General features: G+C 70.8%; 21 protein-coding genes and 1 pseudogene. 15 read left to right on the top strand and 7 right to left on the bottom strand.

All coding sequences use genetic code 11. The features are described 5' to 3' along the window. Positions 1-8: 8 nt before the first annotated feature. Both ACQP2E_RS22045 and ACQP2E_RS22040 read right to left on the bottom strand, forming a co-directional pair. Complete coding sequence (locus ACQP2E_RS22045; RefSeq protein WP_433824824.1) at positions 9-2,327, bottom strand: ABC transporter permease; 2,319 nt, start codon at positions 2,325-2,327, stop codon at positions 9-11. Continuing rightward, entirely contained in the window at positions 2,324-3,016 is a 693-nt protein-coding gene (locus ACQP2E_RS22040) for an ABC transporter ATP-binding protein (protein WP_433824823.1), read from the bottom strand. The genes ACQP2E_RS22045 and ACQP2E_RS22040 overlap by 4 nt, the downstream gene beginning before the upstream one ends. A gap of 149 nt (positions 3,017-3,165) precedes the next feature. On the opposite strand from ACQP2E_RS22040, the gene ACQP2E_RS22035 reads away from it, so the two are divergent. The 4 genes from ACQP2E_RS22035 to ACQP2E_RS22020 all read left to right on the top strand — a co-directional run bounded on the left by ACQP2E_RS22035 (position 3,166) and on the right by ACQP2E_RS22020 (position 6,327). Next, on the top strand, positions 3,166-3,945 hold the full coding sequence (locus tag ACQP2E_RS22035; protein ID WP_433833999.1) for a sensor histidine kinase: 780 nt from the start codon (positions 3,166-3,168) through the stop codon (positions 3,943-3,945). Beyond that, the gene (locus ACQP2E_RS22030) at positions 3,938-4,597 is read left to right on the top strand and encodes a response regulator (protein WP_433824822.1); all 660 of its coding nucleotides are present in this window, start codon (positions 3,938-3,940) and stop codon (positions 4,595-4,597) included. Before ACQP2E_RS22035 ends, ACQP2E_RS22030 begins: the two co-directional genes overlap by 8 nt. A gap of 21 nt (positions 4,598-4,618) precedes the next feature. Beyond that, positions 4,619-5,758 carry an acyl-CoA dehydrogenase family protein gene (locus ACQP2E_RS22025; protein ID WP_433824821.1) on the top strand — a complete coding sequence of 380 codons (1,140 nt, stop codon included), beginning with the start codon at positions 4,619-4,621 and terminating at the stop codon, positions 5,756-5,758. Between the two features lie 116 nt (positions 5,759-5,874). Beyond that, on the top strand, positions 5,875-6,327 hold the full coding sequence (locus tag ACQP2E_RS22020) for an Lrp/AsnC family transcriptional regulator (protein ID WP_433824820.1): 453 nt from the start codon (positions 5,875-5,877) through the stop codon (positions 6,325-6,327). Here the strand turns inward: ACQP2E_RS22020 and ACQP2E_RS22015 are convergent, their stop codons facing one another. Further along, entirely contained in the window at positions 6,328-7,338 is a 1,011-nt protein-coding gene (locus ACQP2E_RS22015) for a GNAT family N-acetyltransferase (RefSeq protein WP_433824819.1), read from the bottom strand. A gap of 600 nt (positions 7,339-7,938) precedes the next feature. On the opposite strand from ACQP2E_RS22015, the pseudogene ACQP2E_RS22010 reads away from it, so the two are divergent. The 4 genes and pseudogenes from ACQP2E_RS22010 (at position 7,939) to ACQP2E_RS21995 (ending at position 10,717) form a co-directional block, all read left to right on the top strand. Next, positions 7,939-9,173: pseudogene (locus ACQP2E_RS22010) on the top strand (IS3 family transposase). A gap of 526 nt (positions 9,174-9,699) precedes the next feature. Further along, positions 9,700-9,879, top strand: a complete 180-nt coding sequence (locus ACQP2E_RS22005; RefSeq protein ID WP_433824818.1) for a hypothetical protein — start codon at positions 9,700-9,702, stop codon at positions 9,877-9,879. Next, complete coding sequence (locus ACQP2E_RS22000) at positions 9,855-10,085, top strand: hypothetical protein (protein ID WP_433824817.1); 231 nt, start codon at positions 9,855-9,857, stop codon at positions 10,083-10,085. The genes ACQP2E_RS22005 and ACQP2E_RS22000 overlap by 25 nt, the downstream gene beginning before the upstream one ends. Positions 10,086-10,108: 23 nt before the next feature. Continuing rightward, entirely contained in the window at positions 10,109-10,717 is a 609-nt protein-coding gene (locus ACQP2E_RS21995) for an EamA family transporter (protein ID WP_433824816.1), read from the top strand. On the opposite strand, the gene ACQP2E_RS21990 is transcribed toward ACQP2E_RS21995, so the two are convergent. Beyond that, a complete protein-coding gene (locus ACQP2E_RS21990; RefSeq protein WP_433824815.1) occupies positions 10,638-11,345 on the bottom strand; it encodes a class I SAM-dependent methyltransferase in 708 nt (235 codons plus the stop codon). The genes ACQP2E_RS21995 and ACQP2E_RS21990 overlap by 80 nt on opposite strands. A gap of 114 nt (positions 11,346-11,459) precedes the next feature. Here ACQP2E_RS21990 and ACQP2E_RS21985 point away from each other — a divergent pair, with 114 nt between their 5' ends. Continuing rightward, positions 11,460-11,651: a CsbD family protein gene (locus ACQP2E_RS21985; RefSeq protein ID WP_433824814.1), complete on the top strand. Its 192-nt coding sequence runs from the start codon at positions 11,460-11,462 to the stop codon at positions 11,649-11,651. A 49-nt stretch (positions 11,652-11,700) separates the two neighbouring features. On the opposite strand, the gene ACQP2E_RS21980 is transcribed toward ACQP2E_RS21985, so the two are convergent. Beyond that, a complete protein-coding gene (locus ACQP2E_RS21980; RefSeq protein WP_433824813.1) occupies positions 11,701-13,056 on the bottom strand; it encodes a KamA family radical SAM protein in 1,356 nt (451 codons plus the stop codon). A 138-nt stretch (positions 13,057-13,194) separates the two neighbouring features. On the opposite strand from ACQP2E_RS21980, the gene ACQP2E_RS21975 reads away from it, so the two are divergent. From ACQP2E_RS21975 to ACQP2E_RS21950, 6 genes are read left to right on the top strand one after another with little or no spacing between them, the layout of a single operon-like run. Beyond that, positions 13,195-14,214, top strand: a complete 1,020-nt coding sequence (locus tag ACQP2E_RS21975; RefSeq protein ID WP_433824812.1) for an L-erythro-3,5-diaminohexanoate dehydrogenase — start codon at positions 13,195-13,197, stop codon at positions 14,212-14,214. Between the two features lie 5 nt (positions 14,215-14,219). Beyond that, positions 14,220-15,758, top strand: a complete 1,539-nt coding sequence (locus ACQP2E_RS21970; RefSeq protein ID WP_433824811.1) for an amidohydrolase — start codon at positions 14,220-14,222, stop codon at positions 15,756-15,758. A 9-nt stretch (positions 15,759-15,767) separates the two neighbouring features. Continuing rightward, a complete protein-coding gene (locus ACQP2E_RS21965) occupies positions 15,768-17,312 on the top strand; it encodes a lysine 5,6-aminomutase subunit alpha (RefSeq protein ID WP_433824810.1) in 1,545 nt (514 codons plus the stop codon). A 35-nt stretch (positions 17,313-17,347) separates the two neighbouring features. Beyond that, positions 17,348-18,046, top strand: a complete 699-nt coding sequence (locus tag ACQP2E_RS21960; RefSeq protein ID WP_433833997.1) for an OAM dimerization domain-containing protein — start codon at positions 17,348-17,350, stop codon at positions 18,044-18,046. Then, positions 18,043-18,408, top strand: coding sequence for a hotdog domain-containing protein (locus ACQP2E_RS21955; protein WP_433824809.1), 366 nt, complete (start codon positions 18,043-18,045; stop codon positions 18,406-18,408). Before ACQP2E_RS21960 ends, ACQP2E_RS21955 begins: the two co-directional genes overlap by 4 nt. After that, positions 18,405-19,658 (top strand): glutamate mutase L, encoded by a 1,254-nt coding sequence (locus ACQP2E_RS21950; RefSeq protein ID WP_433824808.1) that lies wholly within the window; start codon positions 18,405-18,407, stop codon positions 19,656-19,658. Before ACQP2E_RS21955 ends, ACQP2E_RS21950 begins: the two co-directional genes overlap by 4 nt. A 43-nt stretch (positions 19,659-19,701) precedes the next feature. Here the strand turns inward: ACQP2E_RS21950 and ACQP2E_RS21945 are convergent, their stop codons facing one another. Further along, the gene (locus ACQP2E_RS21945) at positions 19,702-20,073 is read right to left on the bottom strand and encodes a hypothetical protein (protein WP_433824807.1); all 372 of its coding nucleotides are present in this window, start codon (positions 20,071-20,073) and stop codon (positions 19,702-19,704) included. A gap of 26 nt (positions 20,074-20,099) precedes the next feature. Next, a complete protein-coding gene (locus ACQP2E_RS21940; RefSeq protein ID WP_433824806.1) occupies positions 20,100-20,282 on the bottom strand; it encodes a hypothetical protein in 183 nt (60 codons plus the stop codon). Positions 20,283-20,346: the final 64 nt, after the last annotated feature.

The following is a 20,346-nucleotide window of genomic DNA, read 5'->3' as shown; positions in this document are numbered from 1 at the left end:
CGAACACCCTATTCGTTGTGCAGCACCCGGGCGATCGTCAGCCTCGCCGCCGCGCGTGCCGGAATCAGCGCGCCGGCCACCGCGATCACCACGCCGCTGAACGCCAGCAGGGCCAGGGTGGCCGGGTCCCACACCTGCATGACGTACTCCGGCAGCCGGATCCTGGCAGCGTCCGCGGAGAGCGGCACGACGAACCGGTGCGCGGCCAGGCCGAGCGGGATGCCGAGCAGCCCGCCGATCACACCGAGCGCCGCCATCGAGGTCACCACCATGGTCACCACCTGCCGCGGGGTCATACCGAGAGACTTGAGCATGCCCAGGTCACGGCGGCGTTCGGTGACGTTGAGCGCGACCGTGTTGAGGACGCCGAGAGCGGCCACCATGGCGAGCAGCAGGGCGAGCACGGTGGCGAACCCGGCGACCACGGTGGAGAACGAGTCGCCGCCGGTGTTGTCCCAGGCGTCCAGGCCGGGGTCGGCGGCGCGGATCGACGCGGTGAACGCGCCCAGGTCGGTGCCCTCGACGGTCTGCACCTGGTAGAAGAACGCGTTCGGGCCGGTGCCGGGGAAGTCGCGCCAGGTGGCGAACGCGCCCTCCGGGCCGGGCAGCCCGCGGACCGTCTCGCCGACGACGGTGAACGTGGTCCAGGCGCCTTCGAGGGCGACGGTGACCTTCTCGCCGATCGTCAGGCCGCGTTCGTTGAGCAGCTGCGTCGGCACCACCAACTGATCAGGAGCGGTCATCCAGTGGCCCTCGTAGAGCTGTTCCTGGTACCCCATGGCAGCCGTGTCGCCGCGTACGAAATTGATCATGAGGGGTTCGCTCTGGCCGGCGACGGACAGGTCGCGGGCCACGCCGACGCCGACCCGGGCGGTGCCGGGCAGCGCCCGCAGCATCTGCTCGATCTCGGTGTCCGAGCGCTGGGTGGCGGGCTGGTCGTCCCCGCGCATCGGCCGCACGCCGATGTCCCCGGCGGCGATCTCGCCGACCTCGCTGATCCGGATGACCGAATCCGACAGCCCCATCGCGAACGTCACCGTCACCACGCCGAGCAGCAGCGACGCCATGGTCAAGGCGGTCCTCGCCGGCCTGGCGAACGGCAGGCCGAGTCCGAGACTGATGGCTCGCGGCAGTCGTGATCCACTCAGGGCGCGTTGCACGCGCAGCCCGCGTCCACGCCGCGGCGCGCTCCCGGCGCTGATCGCCTGCGCCGCGGACAGCCGGTGGGCACGCAGCGCGGGAAGCAACGCCGCGATCAAGACCAGCGAGGGTACGCCGAGAAGCACGACCGTGATGACCCACGGCTGGACCTCCGCCTCCTGACCGAAGCCGAGCCCCCGGAACGTATCGGTCAGCATCGGACGGACTGCCACCCAGCCGAGTCCCGTACCCAGAATGGCGCCGGCGACGGCCGGGACCGACACCATGGTCAGGTAGACGGCGACCACCTGCCGCGGGGTGAAACCGAGCGCCTTGAGTACGCCGATGTGCCGGAATCCGGAGACCACGGCGCCGCTCACCACATTACCTACGATGATCACCGCGACCAGCAGGCCGAGGATGCCGAACGTACCGAGGAACGGCAGGTAGACGCCGGGTCCGGCGGCCGCCTCCTCCTTCGTGACCAGGTACGGCTGGGCGGCGAGCAGCGCGCCTGCGGGGAGCCCCGTGGTCACCCCGGAGACGCGAGCCGCCAGGGCTTCGCGAGTGGCGACGTCGCCGGCGAACCGGTAGAGCATCTGTGTTCCGGTCGGGTGCAGCGCGGCCATCTGCGCCGGTGTCACCCAGCCGTCCGCCGAGCCGCTGACCGTGAACGCGAAGCCGACGATCGTCAGCGTGGTCCCGTTCGTGGTCAGCTCGGTGACGCCGGCGAGCGGGCCGATGGACAGGTCCTCGTCCGGCTGCGGCGGCTCGTTGAGCACGATCTCACCGGGAGCGGACGGCCAGCGCCCGTGCCACAGGTCGACCCGGTCCACCGCGCCGGCCGGATCAGCGCGCCCGACGACGGTCAGCGGCTGGCTGAACACCGGGCCGACGTCGTTCTGCGGCTCGACGATCACCTGGCCGAACGGCCCGGCCGACGCCTCGGCACCGGTGGCCGCCGCGGTGAGCTGCGCGTCGGTGACCTTCGCCGGATCGAACGTGACGACCGAGTGGGCGCCGCGCTGGCCCTCGAACGCCCGCTGGAACGGCGACCGGGCCGCGTCCAGCAGCGCCACCGAGACCAGGGCGGTGGCCGAGCAGACCAGCACCACCAGGAAGATCACAAAGGTCTGTACCCGGCGCCGGCGAACAGCGGCGCGGGAGGCCTTCCAGACGGCGCTCATACCCGGTCCAGGACTGATTCGCGGGCGACCTGACCATCGGCGAACTCGACGAGCCGGCTGGCGCACCGATGGGCGAGGCGCTCGTCGTGCGTGACGATCAGCAGCGTCTGGCCGATCTGGTTCAGGTCGAGCAGCAGGTCCATCACCTGCTCGCCGGCCTTGCTGTCCAGCGCGCCGGTCGGCTCGTCGGCGAGCAGCAGCGCCGGCCGGTTCATCAGGGCGCGGGCCACCGCGACACGCTGGCGCTCGCCGCCGCTGAGCGCGGCCGGGTACACGTTGCGGCGGGTCGCGATGCCGAGCTCGTCGAAGAGTTCCAGCGCGCGGCGCCGGGCGGTGCTCGCCGAGCTGCCGGTGAGCTGCGCGGCCAGGGCCACGTTGTCCAGCGCCGACAGGTCGTCGAGCAGGTTGAAGAACTGGAAGATCATCCCGAGGTGGTGGCGGCGGAACAGCGACAGCTTCGTCTCGTTCATCGTGTCCAGGCGCTCGCCGTGCACGGTGATCTCGCCGGCGCTCGGCTTGTCCAGCCCGGCGATCATGTTGAGCAGGGTGGATTTGCCGCAACCGGACGGGCCCATCACGGCCACCGCCTCACCGGCGCGGATGTCGAGGGTGACGCCGTCGAGCGCCACGGTGTCGCCGTACTCCTTGCGGACGCCGGTCAGGCGTACGACGGGGGTGTCGGTTGTCATGGGCGGAACGCTACGGAGAGGCGTACGGAATAGGCATCCACCTCTGTATGCAACCACCCGGCGGCGTCATCCCCGAGATGTAGGGAGCGTCAGCTCCCGGGTGGATGACCCACCGGCGTCGATCTGACAGGGTGTGTCGCATGGGGAGCATGGGGACGCTGATGGCCGTGGGGCTCGTGGTGGCCGTGCTGGTCGCGGCGCCGTTCACGCTGGCCCTGCGCCGGGCCCGGCAGCGGCACGACAAGGCGGTGGGGGAGCGGGGCTGGCTGCTGGAGCGCGAGCGGGAGAGCGCCACCCGTGCCGCCGTCGACGCGGAGCGCACCCGGATCGCCGGCGAGCTGCACGACATCGTGAGCCACAACGTCAGCGTCATGATCGTGCAGACGTCGGCCGCCCGCGAGGTGCTGCGGACCATGCCCGACGAGGCCCTCGCCGCCCTGGAAGCGGTGGAGACAGCCGGCCGGGACACCATGGCCGAGCTGCGCCACCTGCTCGACCTGCTCGATCCGGACGCCGGCGGCCTCGCGCCGCAGCCGGGCCTCGACGCGCTCGGGTCCCTCGTCGACCGGATCGCCTTCGCCGGCATGCCGGTCGAGGTGCGCGTCTCCGGCGAGGCGCGGCCGCTGCCGTCCGGGATCGGCGCGACCGCCTACCGCATCGTGCAGGAGGCGCTCACCAACGCGCTCAAGCACGGCAGCGGCGGCAAGGCCGAGGTCACCATCAGGTACGCCGGACGTGCCCTGCGGGTCGAGGTGCTGACCACCGGCCCGAGCGTGCTGACCGGATCAGCACCACCGTTCTCTCCCGGAGGCGCAGGTCGTGGTCTGCTCGGGCTGCGCGAGCGGGTCGCCGTCTACGGCGGCGATCTGGACGCTCGCCGCCGGCTCGGCGGCGGTTACCGGGTGCGGGCGAGGATCCCGCATGAGTGAGCCGCGGGTTCTGATCGTCGACGACCAGGAGCTGATCCGCACCGGCTTCCGGATGATCCTCACCGCCCGCGGCATCGAGGTGGCCGGCGAGGCCTCCGACGGTCTGGCGGCGGTCGAGGCCGAGCGCCGCCTGCGCCCCGACGTGGTGCTGATGGACATCCGGATGCCCGTCCTGGACGGCCTGGAGGCGACCCGGCGCATCCTGGCCCGCAACCCGGCCTGCCGCGTCCTCATGCTGACCACGTTCGACCTGGACAAGTACGTCTACACGGCCCTCGCGATCGGCGCCAGCGGCTTCCTGCTCAAGGACGTCACGGCCGAGCACCTCGCGGCCGCGGTCCGCCTGGTCGGCACCGGGGACGCCCTGCTCGCCCCGTCGATCACCCGGCGGCTGGTGCAGCGGTTCGCCCAGTCCGACGACCCGCCCGCCGTGCACCGCGACCTCACCGCGCTCACACCCCGCGAGCGGGAGGTGCTGACGCTGCTCGGCCGGGGCTTGTCCAACACCGAGCTGGCCGCCGAGCTGACCCTGAGCGAAGCGACCGTCAAGACCCACGTGGCCCGCATCTTTGCGAAGCTGGAGTTGCGGGACCGGGCACAGGCCGTGGTGCTGGCGTACGAGACCGGCTTGGTGGCGCCCTCCGCGCACTGAACGTTCGTTAAGCTGTGACGCATGACCGTCGATCGCATGCTTCCCACCCCTGAAGCGCACGACCTCCTGGACCTGACCGGGGAACTCGCCACCCGCGAGCTCGCCGGCAAGGTCGACGACTTCGAGGCGCGCGGCGAGTTCCCCCGCGAGGTCCTGCGCGTTCTGGGCCGCTCCGGGCTGCTCGGCCTGCCGTACCCGGAGGAGATGGGCGGCGCCGGCCAGCCCTACGAGGTCTACGTCCAGGTCCTGGAGATCCTGGCGACCACCTGGCTGGGCATCGCCGAGGCAGTCAGCGTGCACACCCTGTCCTGCCTGCCCACCGCCTATTTCGGCACCCCGGAGCAGCGCAAGATGCTGCCTGACATGCTCGGCGGCGAGCTGCTCGGCGCGTTCGCCCTCTCCGAGCCGCAGGGTGGTTCCGACGCGGCCGGCCTCACCACCCGGGCGGTCGCCGACGGCGACACCTGGGTGGTCGACGGCACCAAGGCCTGGATCACGCACGGCGGCCAGGCCGACTTCTACAACATCTTCTGCCGCACCGGCGGCCCCGGCCCGAAGGGCATCTCCTGCCTGCTCGCCGACGCCGGCACCCCCGGCCTGCTCCCGCAGCAGCGGGAACGCCTGATGGGCCTGCGTTCCTCAGCCCCCGCGCAGATCGTCCTGGAACAGGCCCGGGTCCCGCGCGACCGCCTGGTCGGCGCGGAGGGCGAAGGCTTCGCCATCGCCATGAAAGCCCTCGACGCCGGGCGTCTCGGCATCGCGGCCTGCGCGGTCGGGCTCGCTCAGGCGGCACTCGATCATGCCCTTGGGTACGCACGGGAGCGCGAACAGTTCGGCCAGCCGATCGGCAGATTCCAGGGACTCGGGTTCATGCTCGCCGACATGGGCACCCAGATCTCGGCGGCCCGCGCGCTGCTGCTCAACGCGGCCCGCCTCAAGGACGCCGGCCGGCCGTTCTCGATCGAGGCGGCGAAAGCGAAACTGTTCGCCACCGACGTCGCCATGCGGGTCACCACCGACGCCGTCCAGGTCCTCGGCGGGGCCGGATACGTCAGCGACCACCCGGTCGAGCGCTGGTTCCGCGAGGCCAAGGTTCTGCAGATCGTGGAGGGCACCAACCAGATCCAGCGGATGGTGATCGCCCGCGCGCTTCTTCAATGAGCCTTTTCACCGTGGCGAGGGCCTCGCTCGCCGGCGCCGAACAACGGCCCGGCGGCTTCAGGCCCGCTGCCAGGTTGAAGATTGCTCACCGAGGACGCTCCCGTAGGGTTGTCCGCGTGGAAGAGATCGACCAGGCGATCGTGTCGGCGCTCACCGTGGACGGCCGGCTGTCGTACACCGACCTGGCCGAACGGGTGGGCCTGAGCGTCTCCGCCGTGCACCAGCGGGTCCGGCGCCTCGAACAGCGCGGCGTGCTCGCGGGATACACCGCGCGCGTCTCGTACGAGGCGCTCGGCCTGCCCTTGACAGCGTTCGTGGCGATCCGGCCGTTCGACCCGTCCCAGCCGGACGACGCGCCGGAACGCCTCGCCCACCTCGCCGAGATCGAGTCGTGTTACTCGGTGGCCGGCGAGGACTTCTACATGCTGCTCGTGCGAGTGAAGAGCCCGGCCGACCTGGAACGCCTGCTCCAGGACATCCGGACCGCCGCGAACGTGACGACGCGGACCACGGTCGTGCTCTCCACCCCGTACGAGAGCCGTCCTCCCCGGATCGGGGTTACTGGTTGATCACTGCCAGACCATGTCGATCTGGCGCTCGAAGGTGACGTAACCGGCGCGGGCGAACGCCTTCGCCATCGGCACGTTGCCGACGTCGGTGGCGGCCCGGATCCTGGGCACGTCCTGCCCGGCCAGCAGCCGGGTCCCGGCGGCGAGGATCTCGTCGATGTACCCCTTGCCGCGATGCGCCGGCACCACCCCGAGGTACGCGATGATCGGGTTGTAGCTGTTCCGCGCCGGAATCACGAAACCGACCGGCTCGCCGTCCGGCAGCGTGGCGATCTGCCACCAGTCGTGCGGGCTGGTGTACCGCTCCAGCTCGTCGTGGTACTGCGCCACGGCGGACTCGCGAGCGGTCATCCGGGTGAGCTCGTCGCGGCTGTGCGCGTCGAGCGAGCCCTCCAGCGCGAGCGTCATCAGGTCGATCAGCTCGTCCGCGCCGGCCGGTTTGTTCGCGCCGGCCGGTTTGTTCGCTCGGGTTGGTTTGTTCGCTCCGGCCGGTTTGTTCGCTCCGGCCGGTTTGTTTGCGCCGAAGACCGGGCGAAACGTCAGCCGGCCGGTGGGCTCGGGGATCGGCGTGCCGGGCAGCCAGTTCATCCGTAGCCGCTCCACGAACAGTTTCGCCCCGGTCCTCTCCAGCGCGGCCATGTGGTTGTCCACCACCTGCCGGGTCCGCGGGTTGTCCCGCCAGTCCGGCGGGACGAACCGGACGGACTCCGGCGGGGCCGCCCCGTCCGGGGCCATCACGGGTAGCGCGGCCGCGAGCAGCCGGACGCCGTCCTCGACGTCCTCAGCGATGTCGAAGATGTCCATCAGCTGCGGTCTCCCGTCGCCGGGCAGCGCCCACCAGGCAGCCCGGGCGACCACGCGGTCACCGCGCAGCGCGACCCACAGCCAGGGCAGTCGCCGCCGCCCGGCGGCCAGGTCGGCGTCGATCTCGTCGTTCAGAACGTACGGCAGGCTGTTGAACAGGGGCAACTCGCCGGCCCCGGTGATCGGACGGATGGTCAGTTCAGTCAAGGCGTTTCCTTCACAGGATGCGCCCGGCCTGCTCCGGGATCAGCTCAGCTGCCGTCCCGGGAGGACACGAGCGCGGTCGTCGGTGCAAACATCGCTCAGCCTCCTTCCTTCAAGATCGAGGCCCCTTTTGTACGCGTCCCGCCAGCACCCGCGCAACCGATTATCGCCCGAACCAACCCACCTAGCCTCCTAGGACGCCAAAGGGGGTGCCGGCCGGCCCTCACCGCCACCGCAGAGCCACTACAAGCGGTACCGCCCGCACCGTCCCAGCGCTGCTACGGACGGTGCCGCCCGAACCGCCGTCCCAGCGGCCACGGCCGGTGCCGCCTACCGCTGCCACGGCCGGTGCGGCCCAGCGTGTTGACTTCGGGTTTGATACGCGCCTAGTGCCGACACGCACCGGGAAACGCTGTCCGTGTGTTGACTTCAGGTTCGAATCGCACCCGAAGTCAACACGCGGTGGGGCTGCACAGCGGGAAGCGCTGTTTGTGTGTTGACTTCAGGTTTGAATCGCACCCGAAGTCAACACGCGGTGGGGCTGCGGGCGGTGTCCCGCCCCGGGTTTGATGGAGACATCCAAACCTGGGAGAGAATCTCGCTATGGCGGCACCGAAGAAGTACCCCGATGAGCTGCGTGAGCGTGCGACCCGGTTGGCGATCGAGGCCCGCCGAGACCCGGCATCCAGCGTCGGGGCGATTCGGCGGATCGCCGGCCAGCTCGGTGTTCATCCGGAGGCGTTGCGGGTGTGGGTGCGGCAGGCCGAGACCGATGCCGGCGTGCGGTCGGGCACGACGTCCAGCGACGCGGAACGCCTCGCGGTGCTGGAACGGGAGAATCGTGAGTTGCGGCGGGCGAATCAGATCTTGAAGTCCGCGGCGTCTTTCTTCGCGGCGGAGCTGGACCGTCCGTCGCGATGAAGGTCGCCTTCGTCGACTCCCAGCACGAGGAACACGGTGTCCAGCCGGTCCTGCAGGCGCTCGAAGACACGCCGGCACAGATCGCATCGTCGACCTACTACGCCGCCAAGTCCCGCCCCGCCTCGGCCCGTTCCCGGCGTGACGAGGAACTGACCGCGGTGATCGAGCAGATCCACGCGGAGAACTACGGCGTCTACGGGGCCCGCAAGATCTGGCACGAGCTGCGCCGTCGCGGCGTCGAGGTGGCCCGGTGCACGGTCGAACGGCTGATGCGCGAGTCCGGGCTACGGGGACTGCTGCGCGACAAATCGCCCCGCACGACCCGCCCCGCAGCCGAAGCCGACCGGCCTCGTGACTTGGTCAAACGCGACTTCACCGCGGCCGGCCCCAACCAGCTGTGGGTCGCCGACCTGACCTACGTGCGCACCAGCGTGGGCTGGGTATACGCCGCGTTCGTCCTCGACGTGTACTCCCGGCTGATCGTCGGCTGGCAGGTTGCGACCAGCCTCTACACCGATCTCGCCCTGGACGCGTTGACAATGGCGACCTGGCGCCGCGAAAGCCAGGGCGCTGACCTGCATAAACTCGTCCACCACTCCGACCGCGGCGTCCAATATCGAGCGATCCGCTACACCCAGCGGCTCTCCGAGGCTGGCGCAGTCGCCTCGGTCGGGTCGAAGGGCGACTCCTACGACAACGCGATGGCCGAGGCGTTCAACTCCCTGTTCAAGGCCGAACTGGTCCGCAACAAAGGTCCGTGGCGTGGGCTCGACGACCTGGAGATGGCCACCGTCGAGTACATCGACTGGTACAACAACCGCAGACTGCACGGCGAAATCGGACACGTCCCACCCGCCGAATACGAGGCCCTACACGCGATGACCCGCCCGGTCACCGCAGCCCTGAAAACCAGCTAACCAACTCTCCATCAAACTCGGGGCTTGACACGGAGCCGCCCGGAGGACGGGGCAAGGGCGGGGTGGCGGTTCGCGAGTTGCCGGCGGCCTGTATTGGTGGCTCTGCGTGTTGTGCTCGCCGGCATTACCGCAGATCTTGGTAACTGGCGGACACTGGAGGCCCCCGGACGCTCCACACATCGGCAGCCGCTCGCCTTGCCGTGACAGGCAGTAACACTTCGCAACTGGAAGTTTCTAAGATCGCGAACTGACCGGTGCGGGCCACTCGGCGGGACACCGGTCAGCGGGACGCCGGCCAGCGGGACGCCGGTCAGCGGGACGCCGGTCAGCGGGACGCCGGTCAGCGGGACGCCGGTCAGCGGACCGCGGGAGTGATGGGCGAAAGCTCGCTGGCGGCTGCGCCGGCCTGTTCGGCCAGCAGATCGGCAGGGCGGCAGGCAGGGCGGCAGGCAGATCGGCAGGCAGATCGGCAGGGCGGCAGGCAGGCAGGGCGGCAGGGCGCGCCGGGGTTAATGGGTCAGGCTGGGTGGGCCAGGCCGGCGTCGCGTTCGTCGACGCGCAGCAGCTGGAGCGGGGTCTGCGGGTGGTTCTCGGCAGTGTGCTGTCGTTGCAGTTCGGCGGCGCTGTCGCGGCGCTGCTCTTTGCGCGGGCCGGCGGGCCGGCGTGCACGGCGGGGTCGCGGTGCGGCTCACGATCGCCGCGCTGATCCTGCTGGCGATCTGCCGCCCGCGGATCAGAGGCCACACGACAACGGACTGGCTGTCGATCGGCGCGTTCGGGATCGCCCTGGCCGGGCTGAACACACTCTTCTACCAGGCGATCGACCGGATCCCGATGGGCGCCGCAGTCACCCTCGAGGTGCTCGGCCCGCTGACGCTGTCGGTGCTGACCGCGCGTACCAAAAAGGGCTGAGGGCCGGTCTGGCCCTGGCCGGGGTGGCAGTGCTCGGCCGGGCCGGACTCGGCGGTCTGGGCCCGGCCGAGAGCAGAGCCGGTGTCGCTTTCGCGCTCGGCGCCGCGGTGATGTGGGCCGCGTACATCGTGCTGAGCGCCCGGGTCGGCCACCGCTTCCCGAAAGCCGGCGGCCTGGCCCTCGCGGTCACCGCCTCCGCCGTGATCATGCTGCCGTTCGGTGTGGCGGAGGCCGGAACGGTGCTGCTGGAGCCGTCGATGCTGCTGATGGGCACGGTGGTGGCGGTCCTGGCGTCGGTGCTGCCGTACAGCCTGGAGATGCTGGCGCTGCGCCGGATGCCGACGACGACGTTCGCCGTGCTGATGAGCCTCGGCCCGGCGGTGGCCGCTCTCGCCGGTTTCCTCCTGCACGGCCAGGCCCTCACCCTGCTGGAATGCCTCGCCATCACACTGGTGATCACCGCCGCGATGGGAGCGGTCGGAGGAAGAAAAGGAAGCGGAGGAAGAAAAGGAAGAGGAGGAAGCGGAGGAAAAGGAGGAACGAACCCAGCGGTCAGTTCAGCGTCGCCCGCGCGCACTCCGTCACGTACGGAAGCTCGTAGGACCCTCGCCCCAGCAACGCCGGATGCGTAGCCGTCAGCTGCCTGACCTGGGCCAGCACCGCCGCGCGCTCGTCGGCCGGCATCAGGATGATCCGGCTGCGGGACGCGACGAGGTCCTGGAGAACCTCCGGCGCGACAGTGTGCGTCCACTCGAACGACGTGGTCTCGAACGGCACGTCGAGGCGAGGGCTGCGGTCCATCGGCTCGCTGCCGATGATCGCGCCGAGACGGCGTACCCAATCGCTGCGCTCGTCGCGCACGTTCCAGATCAGCCCGAGCCGGCCGCCCGGCGTCAGCACGCGCGCGATCTCCGGCAGCGCGCGCGCCGGATCCACCCAGTGCCAGGCCTGCGCGACAAGCACGACGTCCACCGAGTTGTCCGGCAGCGGGATGTTCTCGGCGCTGCCCAGTGAGGCCGGCACGTCCGGCAGGACCCGGCGCAGCTCGGCCAGCATGCCTTCGGACGGATCGACCGCGACGACGTCGAGGCCACGCTCGCGGACCTGCCGGCTCAGCTTGCCGGTCCCGGCCCCGAGATCCAAGACCCGCGGCTCGCCGCCGGGCAGGAGCCAATCCAGCGCCTTGTGAGGGTACGCGGGACGGCCTCGTTCGTAAGCGTCAGCGGCCTCCCCGAAGGAGCCGGCATGAGGGTCGATCACATTAATGATCTTAGCTAGCCGACCGTCCGATCAAGTCGTACCGGTTGTGCGCTTGTTTCGAAACGGGCCACGCCGGGCACACCAGTTCTCGTAGGCACGACGACGGAGGTTGCTATGAGCTTCACCGATAAGGTCAAGAACAAGGCCGAGGAACTCACCGGCAAGGCGAAGCAGGGCATCGGCGACGCCACCGACAACGAGCGCCTTCAGGCCGAGGGTCAGGCGCAGGAAGCCGCCGCGCACGCCAAGCAGGCCGGCGAGCACGTGAAGGACGCCGGCCGCGACGTCCGCGACACCTTCAGCTGATCAGCATCGAAGACCAGAAAAGGGCCCGGCGGTTCGCCGGGCCCTTTTCTCATGCCGTCTGCAGTTGTTCCTGTTGCTGCTTGCGCCACCAGTCCTGGCCGGACCCGGGCAGCGTGTCGATCGGGTCGTAGTAGGCGTACTGCTTGGACAGCGCCTCGGTGTCCTCGGCCTCGATCGAGGTGCGGTAGTTCTTGGTCCAGTACGAGATGCCGTGCTCCCGGTCGTAATCGGCGATCATGTGCACCCAGCGTTTGCCGACGAACGGCACGTCGCAGACGATCCGCGGGGTCGCGTACCCGGGCAGGTATCCCATCAGGTCGTGCTGGAGCTGCTGGGCGTGCCAGACCGGCACCCGCCAGTGCTCCGCGTTCGGGATCATGTCGCACATGTAGAAGTAGTAGGGCAGGATCCCGGCCTCGCCCTGCAGCGCGAAGCAGAGGTCGAGCAGGTCCGGCGCGGTGGCGTTGACGCCGCGCATCAGTACGCCCTGGTTGCGCACGTCGCGGACGCCGATCTCCAGCAGCGTGCGGGTGGCCTTGGCGACCAGCGGCGTCAGCGAGTTCACGTGGTTCACGTGGGTGTGCACGGCCAGGTTGACCCCGCGCCGCTCGGCGGTGACCGCGACCCGGTGCATCCCCTCGACCACGTCGTCCTGCAGCCAGTGCTGCGGAAGGCCCATCAGCGCCTTGGTGGCGAGCCGGATGTCGCGCACCGTCGGCACCGAGAGCAGACCCATCAGGTACGCCTCGAGCTGCTTCCACGGCACGTTGGCCACGTCGCCGCCGGAGACCACGACGTCGCGTACCCCGGGGTGGTTCTTGAGGTATTCGAGGTGGGCCGCGTAGCGGTCGACCGGCTTCTCCAGCAGCTTGAGCTTGCTGACGATGGGGGTGCTGTTGCCGACCAGGTCCATCCGGGTGCAGTGCCCGCAGTACTGCGGGCAGGTGCTGAGCAGCTCGGCGAGGACCTTGGTGGGGTACCGGTGGGTGAGGCCCTCGGCGACCCACATGTCGTGCTCGTGCAGCGAGTCCCGGGAGGCGTGCGGGTGTGACGGCCAGTCCAGCTGGCGGTCGGTGGCGACCGGGAGCATGTACCGCCGGATCGGGTCCGCGTAAAAGGTCTCCGTGTCCGGCGCCTGGCCGGGAACCATGGTGTTGAGCATCTGCGGCGGCAGCAGCATCGACATGGTGGCGAGGCGCTGCTGGTCGGTCTCCAGGTCGGCGTAGAAGCTCTCGCCGAGCAGGTCGCCCATCACCGCGCGCAGCTGCTTCACGTTCTTCACGCAGTTGACCCGCTGCCACTGCGCGGAGGCCCACTGCGTGGCGGTGACGTTCTTCCAGCCGGGGAATCGCGTCCAGTCCGGCTCGACGAGCTCGCGTCGCCGGTACTCGTAGGGCTGTCCCATGGAAAGCACGGATCCCCTCCAGGCATCGTTGGCTGGGCACACGCTAACGGATAATCTCCGGTGTAGTAACCATGTTGACGGAGGATTTACGGTGAGACAGCGGTTCGAGACGATTGTTTCACGTGAGGAGGGTGTGACGTGACGGAATCTGTGGGTCTTGGCCGGGTGCTGGAGCCGACCGGTGTCCTGCCGCAGGCGGCCTGGCGCCTCGACGCCGACCCGGCGATCGGGCCGGACGAGGTACGGATCCGGGTGCGCCGGCTCAACCTCGACGCCGCCAGCTATCGGCAGCTCGCCGGCAAGCATGAGGGCGACGGCGCCGCGATCCGGGCCGAGGTCCTGGAGATCGTCGAGACGCGCGGCAAGATGCACAATCCGGTGACCGGGTCCGGCGGCATGCTGATCGGCGTGGTCGACGAGGTCGGGCCGGACTCGCCGCTGCCCGTGAAACCCGGTGATCTGGTCGCCACCCTCGTCTCGCTGACGCTCACCCCGTTGCGGATCACCGACCGCCTCGCCGGGTGGGACGGTCTCAGCGAGCAGGTGCCGGCCGACGGCACCGCGATCCTGTTCGGCCGTTCGATAATCGGTGTTCTCCCCGACGACCTGCCGCCGGAGCTGGCCCTGGCGGTCTACGACGTGTGCGGCGCCCCGGCGCTTGTCGACCGGGTCGTCCGGGGCTATCCGGCGGGTGCCACCGTCGCCGTGCTGGGCGGGGCCGGGAAGAGCGGATCGTTGTCTCTCGCGGCGGCGAAGCGGGCCGGTGCGCGTACCGTCGCTGTGGTCGTCTCGGACTCCGAGCGCGACGCGCTCCGGGGAGCGGGACTGGCCGACGCGATCGCGGTCGCGGACGCGCGGGACCCGGTCGCGGTGGCCGAGGCGATCGGTACGCCCGCCGACGTGACAGTGGTCTGCGTGGACGTGCCCGGCTGCGAGCACGGCGCGATCCTGGCGACGGCGGCCGGCGGAACCGTGATCTTCTTCTCGATGGCGACCAGCTTCTCCGCTGCCGCACTCGGCGCCGAAGGCCTCGCCGCGGACGTGACGATGCTGGTGGGCAACGGTTTCGTGCCCGGGCACGCGGAGTTCGCGGTGGGGTTGCTGCGCAGCGTGCCCGCGGTGCGTGCTCTCTTCGAAGCGCGGATCGCGGGAGACTGACCCGCATGAGCGAAACTCCCTCCGCCCGGTACCTCAACGGCCGCTTCTACTCCGCCGCCGACCCGCGCGCCACCGCGATGCTGGTCCGCGACGGGAAGATCGCCTGGCTCGGCCAGAGCGCCGACGCGCCCGCCGCCGACCGGACAGTGGATCTGGACGGCACCCTGGTAACCCCGGCGTTCGTCGACGCGCACCTGCACGCCACCGACACCGGCCTGGCGTTCGACGGCCTCGATCTGTCCGGGGTGCGCTCGGCAGGGGAACTGCTCGACGCGGTGGCGGCGTTCGCGGCGACCCGCGCGGCCGACGCCGTCGTGCACGGGCACGGCTGGGACGAGTCGACCTGGGCCTCCCAGGTTCCACCGACCGCCGCTGAGCTGGATCGGGCCGCCGGGGGACGCCGCGTCTACCTGTCACAGGCGTCGGTGCACTCGGCGCTCACCTCGTCGGCGCTGCTCCCGGCCGCGCGCGGGGTCGACGGATTCGACGAGTCGGGCTGGGTGCGGGAGCACGCCCACCACGCGGTCCGGGCGGTCGCGCTCGGCTCGCTCACCGACTCCCAGCGCACCGCCGCGCAGACCACCGCGCTGCGCAAGGCCGCGTCGATGGGCATCGCCGCGGTGCACGAGTGCGGCGGGCCGGGCACCTCCAGCGAGGCCGACTTCACCTCGGTGCTCGCGCTCTCCGGACAGAAACTGCCGCGAGTGTACGGGTACTGGGGCGAGCTCGGCGGTGCCGCGAAGGCCCGTGAGCTGGGCGCCCACGGCGCGGCCGGCGACCTGTACGCGGACGGCGCCCTCGGTTCGCGTACCGCGTCGGTGCGCCGGCCCTACCTCGACGGCGACCACGGCTGCGGCGAGGCGTTCCTGACCGCCGAGCAGGTCGGCGAGCACCTGCTCGACTGCGTCCGGATCGGGTTCCAGGGCGGTTTCCACGCCATTGGCGACGCCGCGATCGAGACGGTCCTGGACGGATTCGCCATCGCCGCGAAGCAGGTCGGCGTCGACACGCTGCGCGAGGGCCACCACCGCATCGAGCACGTCGAGCTGATCGACAAGGCGATGATCGCCCGGATGGTCGAGTTCGGCGTGATCGCCTCGGTGCAGCCGGTCTTCGACGCCCTCTGGGGCGGCACCGACCGGATGTACGCCCAGCGCCTCGGCGTCGACCGGGCCCTGGCCAGCAACCCGATCGGCGCCATGCACGCGACCGGGGTGGCCCTGGCGTTCGGCTCCGACTCGCCGGTCACCGCCCTGGACCCGTGGGCGATGGTGGTGGCCGCCGCCGCGCCGCGCAACCCGATCTACCGGATGACTGTCCGCGCGGCGTTCGCGGCGTCCAGCAAGGGCGGCTGGCGCGCCGCCGGAGTCGGCGACGCCGGTGTTCTCGCACCGGGCGCCCAGGCCACGTTCGCGACCTGGACCACCCCGGGCGGCACCCAGGCCGGGCTGCCGTCGCTGCTGCCCGATGTCGACGGCGTGACACCGGAACGGCCGATCTGCCGTCGCACGGTCCTGTCCGGCGAGACGATTTTCGAAGAGTAGGGAGTGGCCTTGTCCGGGAAGCTGGATCTTGACCCGCGCATCGTGGCGCGGGCCCGTGCGCTGGCGGCGCGGGCGGGACAGCCCGTCGTCGACCTGGCGCGGTCGCACACCACCGTGTCGGTGGAGCGTGCGGTGCTGCGCCTGGCCGGCGTGACCGGCGCCGACCCGGACGGCATTCCCTGGGTGAACCGTCTGGTCGACGCGGTCCGCGCGGACGTCGGCCTGGAACACGGGGTGGCCGTGCCGGCGTTTCACGCGTTGCTGTCATCGGGGTCGGAGGATCTGACGACGCTGGCGCAGAAGGCGGCGGCCGGCTCGGTCCGGTTCACCCTTCCTGCTCGGAAAGGTGACATCTCGGCGGCCCGGCGCGCGGCGTCGAAGGCGGCGCGGGCCGGCATCAAGATCATGGACCGGCAGCGGGTGGCACGCGACCGGCTGATCAAACGGCACGGCAATCCCGCGCAGCGGCCGTGGATCTACCTGATCGTCGCGACCGGGGACATCTACGAGGACATCCCGCAGGCGCAGGCCGCCGCCCGGGCCGGCGCCGACGTCATCGCGGTGATCCGGTCCACCGGGCAGTCGCTGCTCGACTACGTGCCGGAGGGCGCCACGCGGGAGGGGTTCGCCGGCACCTACGCCACCCAGGAGAACTTCCGCCTGATGCGGGCGGCGCTCGACGAGACCTCGCGCGAACTGGGCCGATACATCAGGCTGACCAACTACGCGTCCGGTCTGTGCATGCCGGAGATCGCGGCGCTGGCCGGCATGGAACGCCTCGACATGATGCTCAACGACTCGATGTACGGGATCCTCTTCCGCGACATCAACCCGATCCGCACCTTCGTCGACCAGCGGTTCTCCCGTCAGGTGCACGCCCGCGCCGGCATCATCATCAACACCGGCGAGGACAACTACCTGACCACGGCCGACGCCGTGGACGCCGCGCACACGGTGACGGTGTCGCAGCTGCTCAACGAGTTCTTCGCGCACGAGGCGGGCCTGGCGGACTGGCAGCTCGGGCTGGGGCACGCGTTCGAGATCAACCCGGACCTGCCGGACAGCTTCCGGCTGGAGCTGGCCCACGCGTTGCTCGCCCGCGAGCTGTTCCCGGACGCGCCCCTGAAATGGATGCCGCCGACCAAGCACATGACCGGCGACGTCTTCCGGGGAAACCTGCTGGACGGCTTCTTCAACCTGGCCGGGGCGCTGACCGGGCAGGGCATCCTGCTCGTCGGCATGATGACCGAGGCCGTGGTCACCCCGTGGCTCTCCGACCGCGACATCGCTCTGCAGAACGTGCGGTACGTCCTCAACGGCGCCGGCAACCTGCACGAGGACTTCACCCCCGGCCCGTTCATCCGGGGCCGGGCCAACCAGGTCCTCGGCGAGGCGATCGACCTGCTGGCGAAGATCGTCGACGACACCCTGCTGGACGCCATAGCCGACGGCACCTTCGGCATCATGAAACGCCCCGCCGACCGGGGCAAGGGCCTCGACGGCGTCGCGAAGCACGCGGACGACTACTACAACCCGGTGGTGGAAGCGCTGTGATCATCCGGCCTTATGGGGACACCACCGGGGACGGGATGGTGCAGCTCTCGTTCACCCTGCCGATCCCGCACGACAAACGCGCCGAGGGCGCGGCGCTGCAGCTCGCCGGGAAGATGGGCATGGACCCGGCGATGCTCGTGCACGCCAAGCAGATGGGCGACGGGTACACCTTCTTCGTCGTCTACGGCAAGGTGGGCCACCTCGTCGACACCGAGCAGGTGCAGGTCGTCGAACGCGACTTCCCGCTGCTCAGCGCCAAAGAGGTGAACGCGGCCATCAAGAAGGGCCTGCGTCGCCGGCTCAACGTGGTCGGCGCGTGCATCGGCACCGACGCGCACACCGTCGGCATCGACGCGATCCTCAACCTCAAGGGCATCGCCGGGGAGAAGGGCCTGGAGTACTACTCCGAGCTCTCCGTCACCAACATGGGCGCGCAGGTCTCGGTGCCCGAACTCGTCGAGACCGCCCGGGAACGCAACGCCGACGCGGTGCTGGTCTCCCAGGTCGTCACCCAGCGCGACGCGCACCTGCAGAACACCCGGGCCATGTCGGCCGCGTTCCGCGAGGCCCTGCCGGCCGGGCGGCGGCCGCTGCTGATCGTCGGCGGGCCGCGCTTCGACGAGCTGATGACCGGCGAGCTCGGCGTCGACCGGATCTTCGGGCGGGGCACGACACCGCGCGAGGTCGCCTCCTATCTGGTTCACGCCCTTCTGTCCGCAGGGAGCAAGAGTTGATCACTGTCACGCATCGCCGTTACGTGCCGTACTCGCACGCTCACTACGCGGGGAACCTGGTCGACGGGGCGTACTCGCTCGGCCTGTTCGGCGACGTCGCCACCGAGGTGTGCATCCAGCTCGACGGCGACGAGGGGCTGTTCGCGTCCTACTCCGACGTGCAGTTCAAGGCGCCGGTGCAGGCCGGCGACGTCCTCGAGATCACCGGGAACGTCGTGCACATGGGCAACCGGTCGCGCCGCATCTACTTCGAGTCCAAGGTCGTCTGCCGGGGCACCGAGGGGTCGGCCGCCCGGGTGCTGGACGAGCCGATCGTCGCGGTGACCGCCGTCGGGACGGTCGTCGTGCCGGCACACTCGTGAGTTCTGTGGTCTGCGTCGATGTCGGTTCCACGTACACGAAAGCCGCCCGGATCGACCCGCGCGGCGCGCGACTGATCCGCCGCGCGGAAGTTCCCACGACCTCCGCCACCGATGTGCTGCACGGCCTGGATGCCGCCGTCGCCGCCGTCGGCGGCAACGGCGGCGATCTCTACGTCTGTTCCTCTGCGGGAGGCGGGCTGCGGCTCGCGGTCATCGGGTACGAGTCACTGGTGACCGCCGAGGCCGGGCACCGCGTCGGGCTGTCGGCCGGCGCGCAGGTGGTGCACGTGTCGGCGGGCCTGCTCTCCGGGCCGGGCCTGGCCGCCGTCCGCGCGGCCCGGCCGGACGTGGTGCTGCTCGTCGGCGGCACCGACGGCGGGGATGCGTCGACGCTGCTGCACAACGCCCGGCGGCTGGCGGCGGCGCGCTTCCGGGTGCCGGTGGTGGTGGCGGGCAACGCCGAGGCGGGGCCTGCGACGGTGTCGCTGCTGCGGGAACGGGGGGTGCCGGTCACGCTGACCAGCAACGTGCTGCCGCGCATCGGCGTGCTGGATCCGCTGCCGGCGCGCGGCGCGATCCGGGAGGTGTTCCTGCGGCACGTGATCGGCGGGAAGCGGCTGTCGAAAGGGGCCCGGTTCGGCTCGCTGGTGCGCTCGGCCACCCCGGACGCGGTCCTGGCCGGGGTGGAGCTGCTCGCGGACCTGACCGGTTACGGCGTGCTGGTGGTCGATGTCGGCGGGGCGACCACCGACGTGTACTCGGCGCTGATCCCGGACGCGGAGAGCGAGACCGGTCCGCAGCGGGATGTGGCCGGGACGCTGTGGCGCTCCCGAACGGTCGAGGGCGATCTCGGGGTGGCGGTGGGGGCGGAGGGGACTCGCGCGGCGGCAGTGGCGGAGAAGCTCGACCTCGGCGCCGCTTCTGATGATCAACAGTTGGCGGCCGCAGCGGCGGTGGTCGCTCTGCGCCGGCACGCGCGCGGCCATTCCGCCGGGCCCGGGCAGCCCCGAACCGGTGGCCGTGACCTGCGCGACGTGCGGCTGGTGGTCGGCTCCGGGGGAGTGCTCCGGCACGGCGGTGGCGAGCACGTCCTCGGCGCAGTACTGGGCGACCTGGCCGGCGGATGGGCCCTGCCGGAGCAGGCCCGCACAGTGGTCGACGCGCAGTACGTCCTGGCCGCAGCAGGCCTACTGGCAACAGACCATCCGGAAGCAGCCGCCGGTTTGCTGGACGGCCTGCTGAAAGCCTGAACCGCAGCCCCGCAGAATGCCCACGAAACGGACCTGTGCCGGGTCAATCGTTGAATTCGAGGGTGGCTTTGCCGCCGGCCACCGGGGTGTACCAGGTGGCGTCGCGGGTCAGGACGTCGACGTCCGCGTCCAGGGCGAGCATCGCGGCCGAGGCCCGGCCGGGTGTGCCGACCAGGCCTCGCAGGGTTGCCAGGGCCTGCCAGTCCTGGGGGTCGTCGGAGAGCAGGAAGACCGCGCGGTGGGCGATCAGCGCGTCGAGCCGAACCTGCTCCAGCAGGCCGGTCAGGTGTGCGGCCTCGATCAGGCAGGGCAGCGGCAGGACGACCGCGCCGTGCTCGTCGTCGATCTCGGCGATCAGCTCGCCGACCGCCAGCGAACCGCGGGTCCAGGCCACCACCGCCGACGTGTCGAGCACCAGCCGGACCGTGCGCGGCCCGGCGGTCACGCGGCCGTGCGGCGGGAGCGGATCTCGGCCAGGAAGGCTGCTCGGGTGGTGTGGTCGCGGCGGGCGTCGGCCTCCTGCAGGCGGGCGCGGGCACGGGCCTTGCCCTCGGCGGTGACCGTGACACCGAGCTCGGCGAGGACGTCGGTCATGCTGCGCTGCGCGCTGGTGTCCTGCTCCATGCCCAGAGGGTAACCGCCCCCGGCCGGAACCGGGAGCCTCCGATCTCGGACGGGTGTGCCAGGG

Origin of the sequence: Actinoplanes sp. CA-015351 (assembly GCF_050955685.1) — a bacterium.
Classification (GTDB): Bacteria; Actinomycetota; Actinomycetes; order Mycobacteriales; family Micromonosporaceae; genus Actinoplanes.
Note: the sequence above shows the minus strand (reverse complement) of the source record. Positions and strands in the feature narration are given on the sequence as shown.

Bases quoted from the DNA above. Each gene is read 5' to 3' on its own strand.
- ACQP2E_RS22045 (WP_433824824.1), bottom strand. From the start codon at position 2,327: ATGAGCGCCGTCTGGAAGGCCTCCCGCGCCGCTGTTCGCCGGCGCCGG.
- ACQP2E_RS22040 (WP_433824823.1), bottom strand. From the start codon at position 3,016: ATGACAACCGACACCCCCGTCGTACGCCTGACCGGCGTCCGCAAGGAG.
- ACQP2E_RS22035 (WP_433833999.1), top strand. From the start codon at position 3,166: ATGGGGACGCTGATGGCCGTGGGGCTCGTGGTGGCCGTGCTGGTCGCG.
- ACQP2E_RS22030 (WP_433824822.1), top strand. From the start codon at position 3,938: ATGAGTGAGCCGCGGGTTCTGATCGTCGACGACCAGGAGCTGATCCGC.
- ACQP2E_RS22025 (WP_433824821.1), top strand. From the start codon at position 4,619: ATGACCGTCGATCGCATGCTTCCCACCCCTGAAGCGCACGACCTCCTG.
- ACQP2E_RS21985 (WP_433824814.1), top strand. From the start codon at position 11,460: ATGAGCTTCACCGATAAGGTCAAGAACAAGGCCGAGGAACTCACCGGC.
- ACQP2E_RS21980 (WP_433824813.1), bottom strand. From the start codon at position 13,056: ATGGGACAGCCCTACGAGTACCGGCGACGCGAGCTCGTCGAGCCGGAC.
- ACQP2E_RS21970 (WP_433824811.1), top strand. From the start codon at position 14,220: ATGAGCGAAACTCCCTCCGCCCGGTACCTCAACGGCCGCTTCTACTCC.
- ACQP2E_RS21960 (WP_433833997.1), top strand. From the start codon at position 17,348: ATGGTGCAGCTCTCGTTCACCCTGCCGATCCCGCACGACAAACGCGCC.
- ACQP2E_RS21940 (WP_433824806.1), bottom strand. From the start codon at position 20,282: ATGGAGCAGGACACCAGCGCGCAGCGCAGCATGACCGACGTCCTCGCC.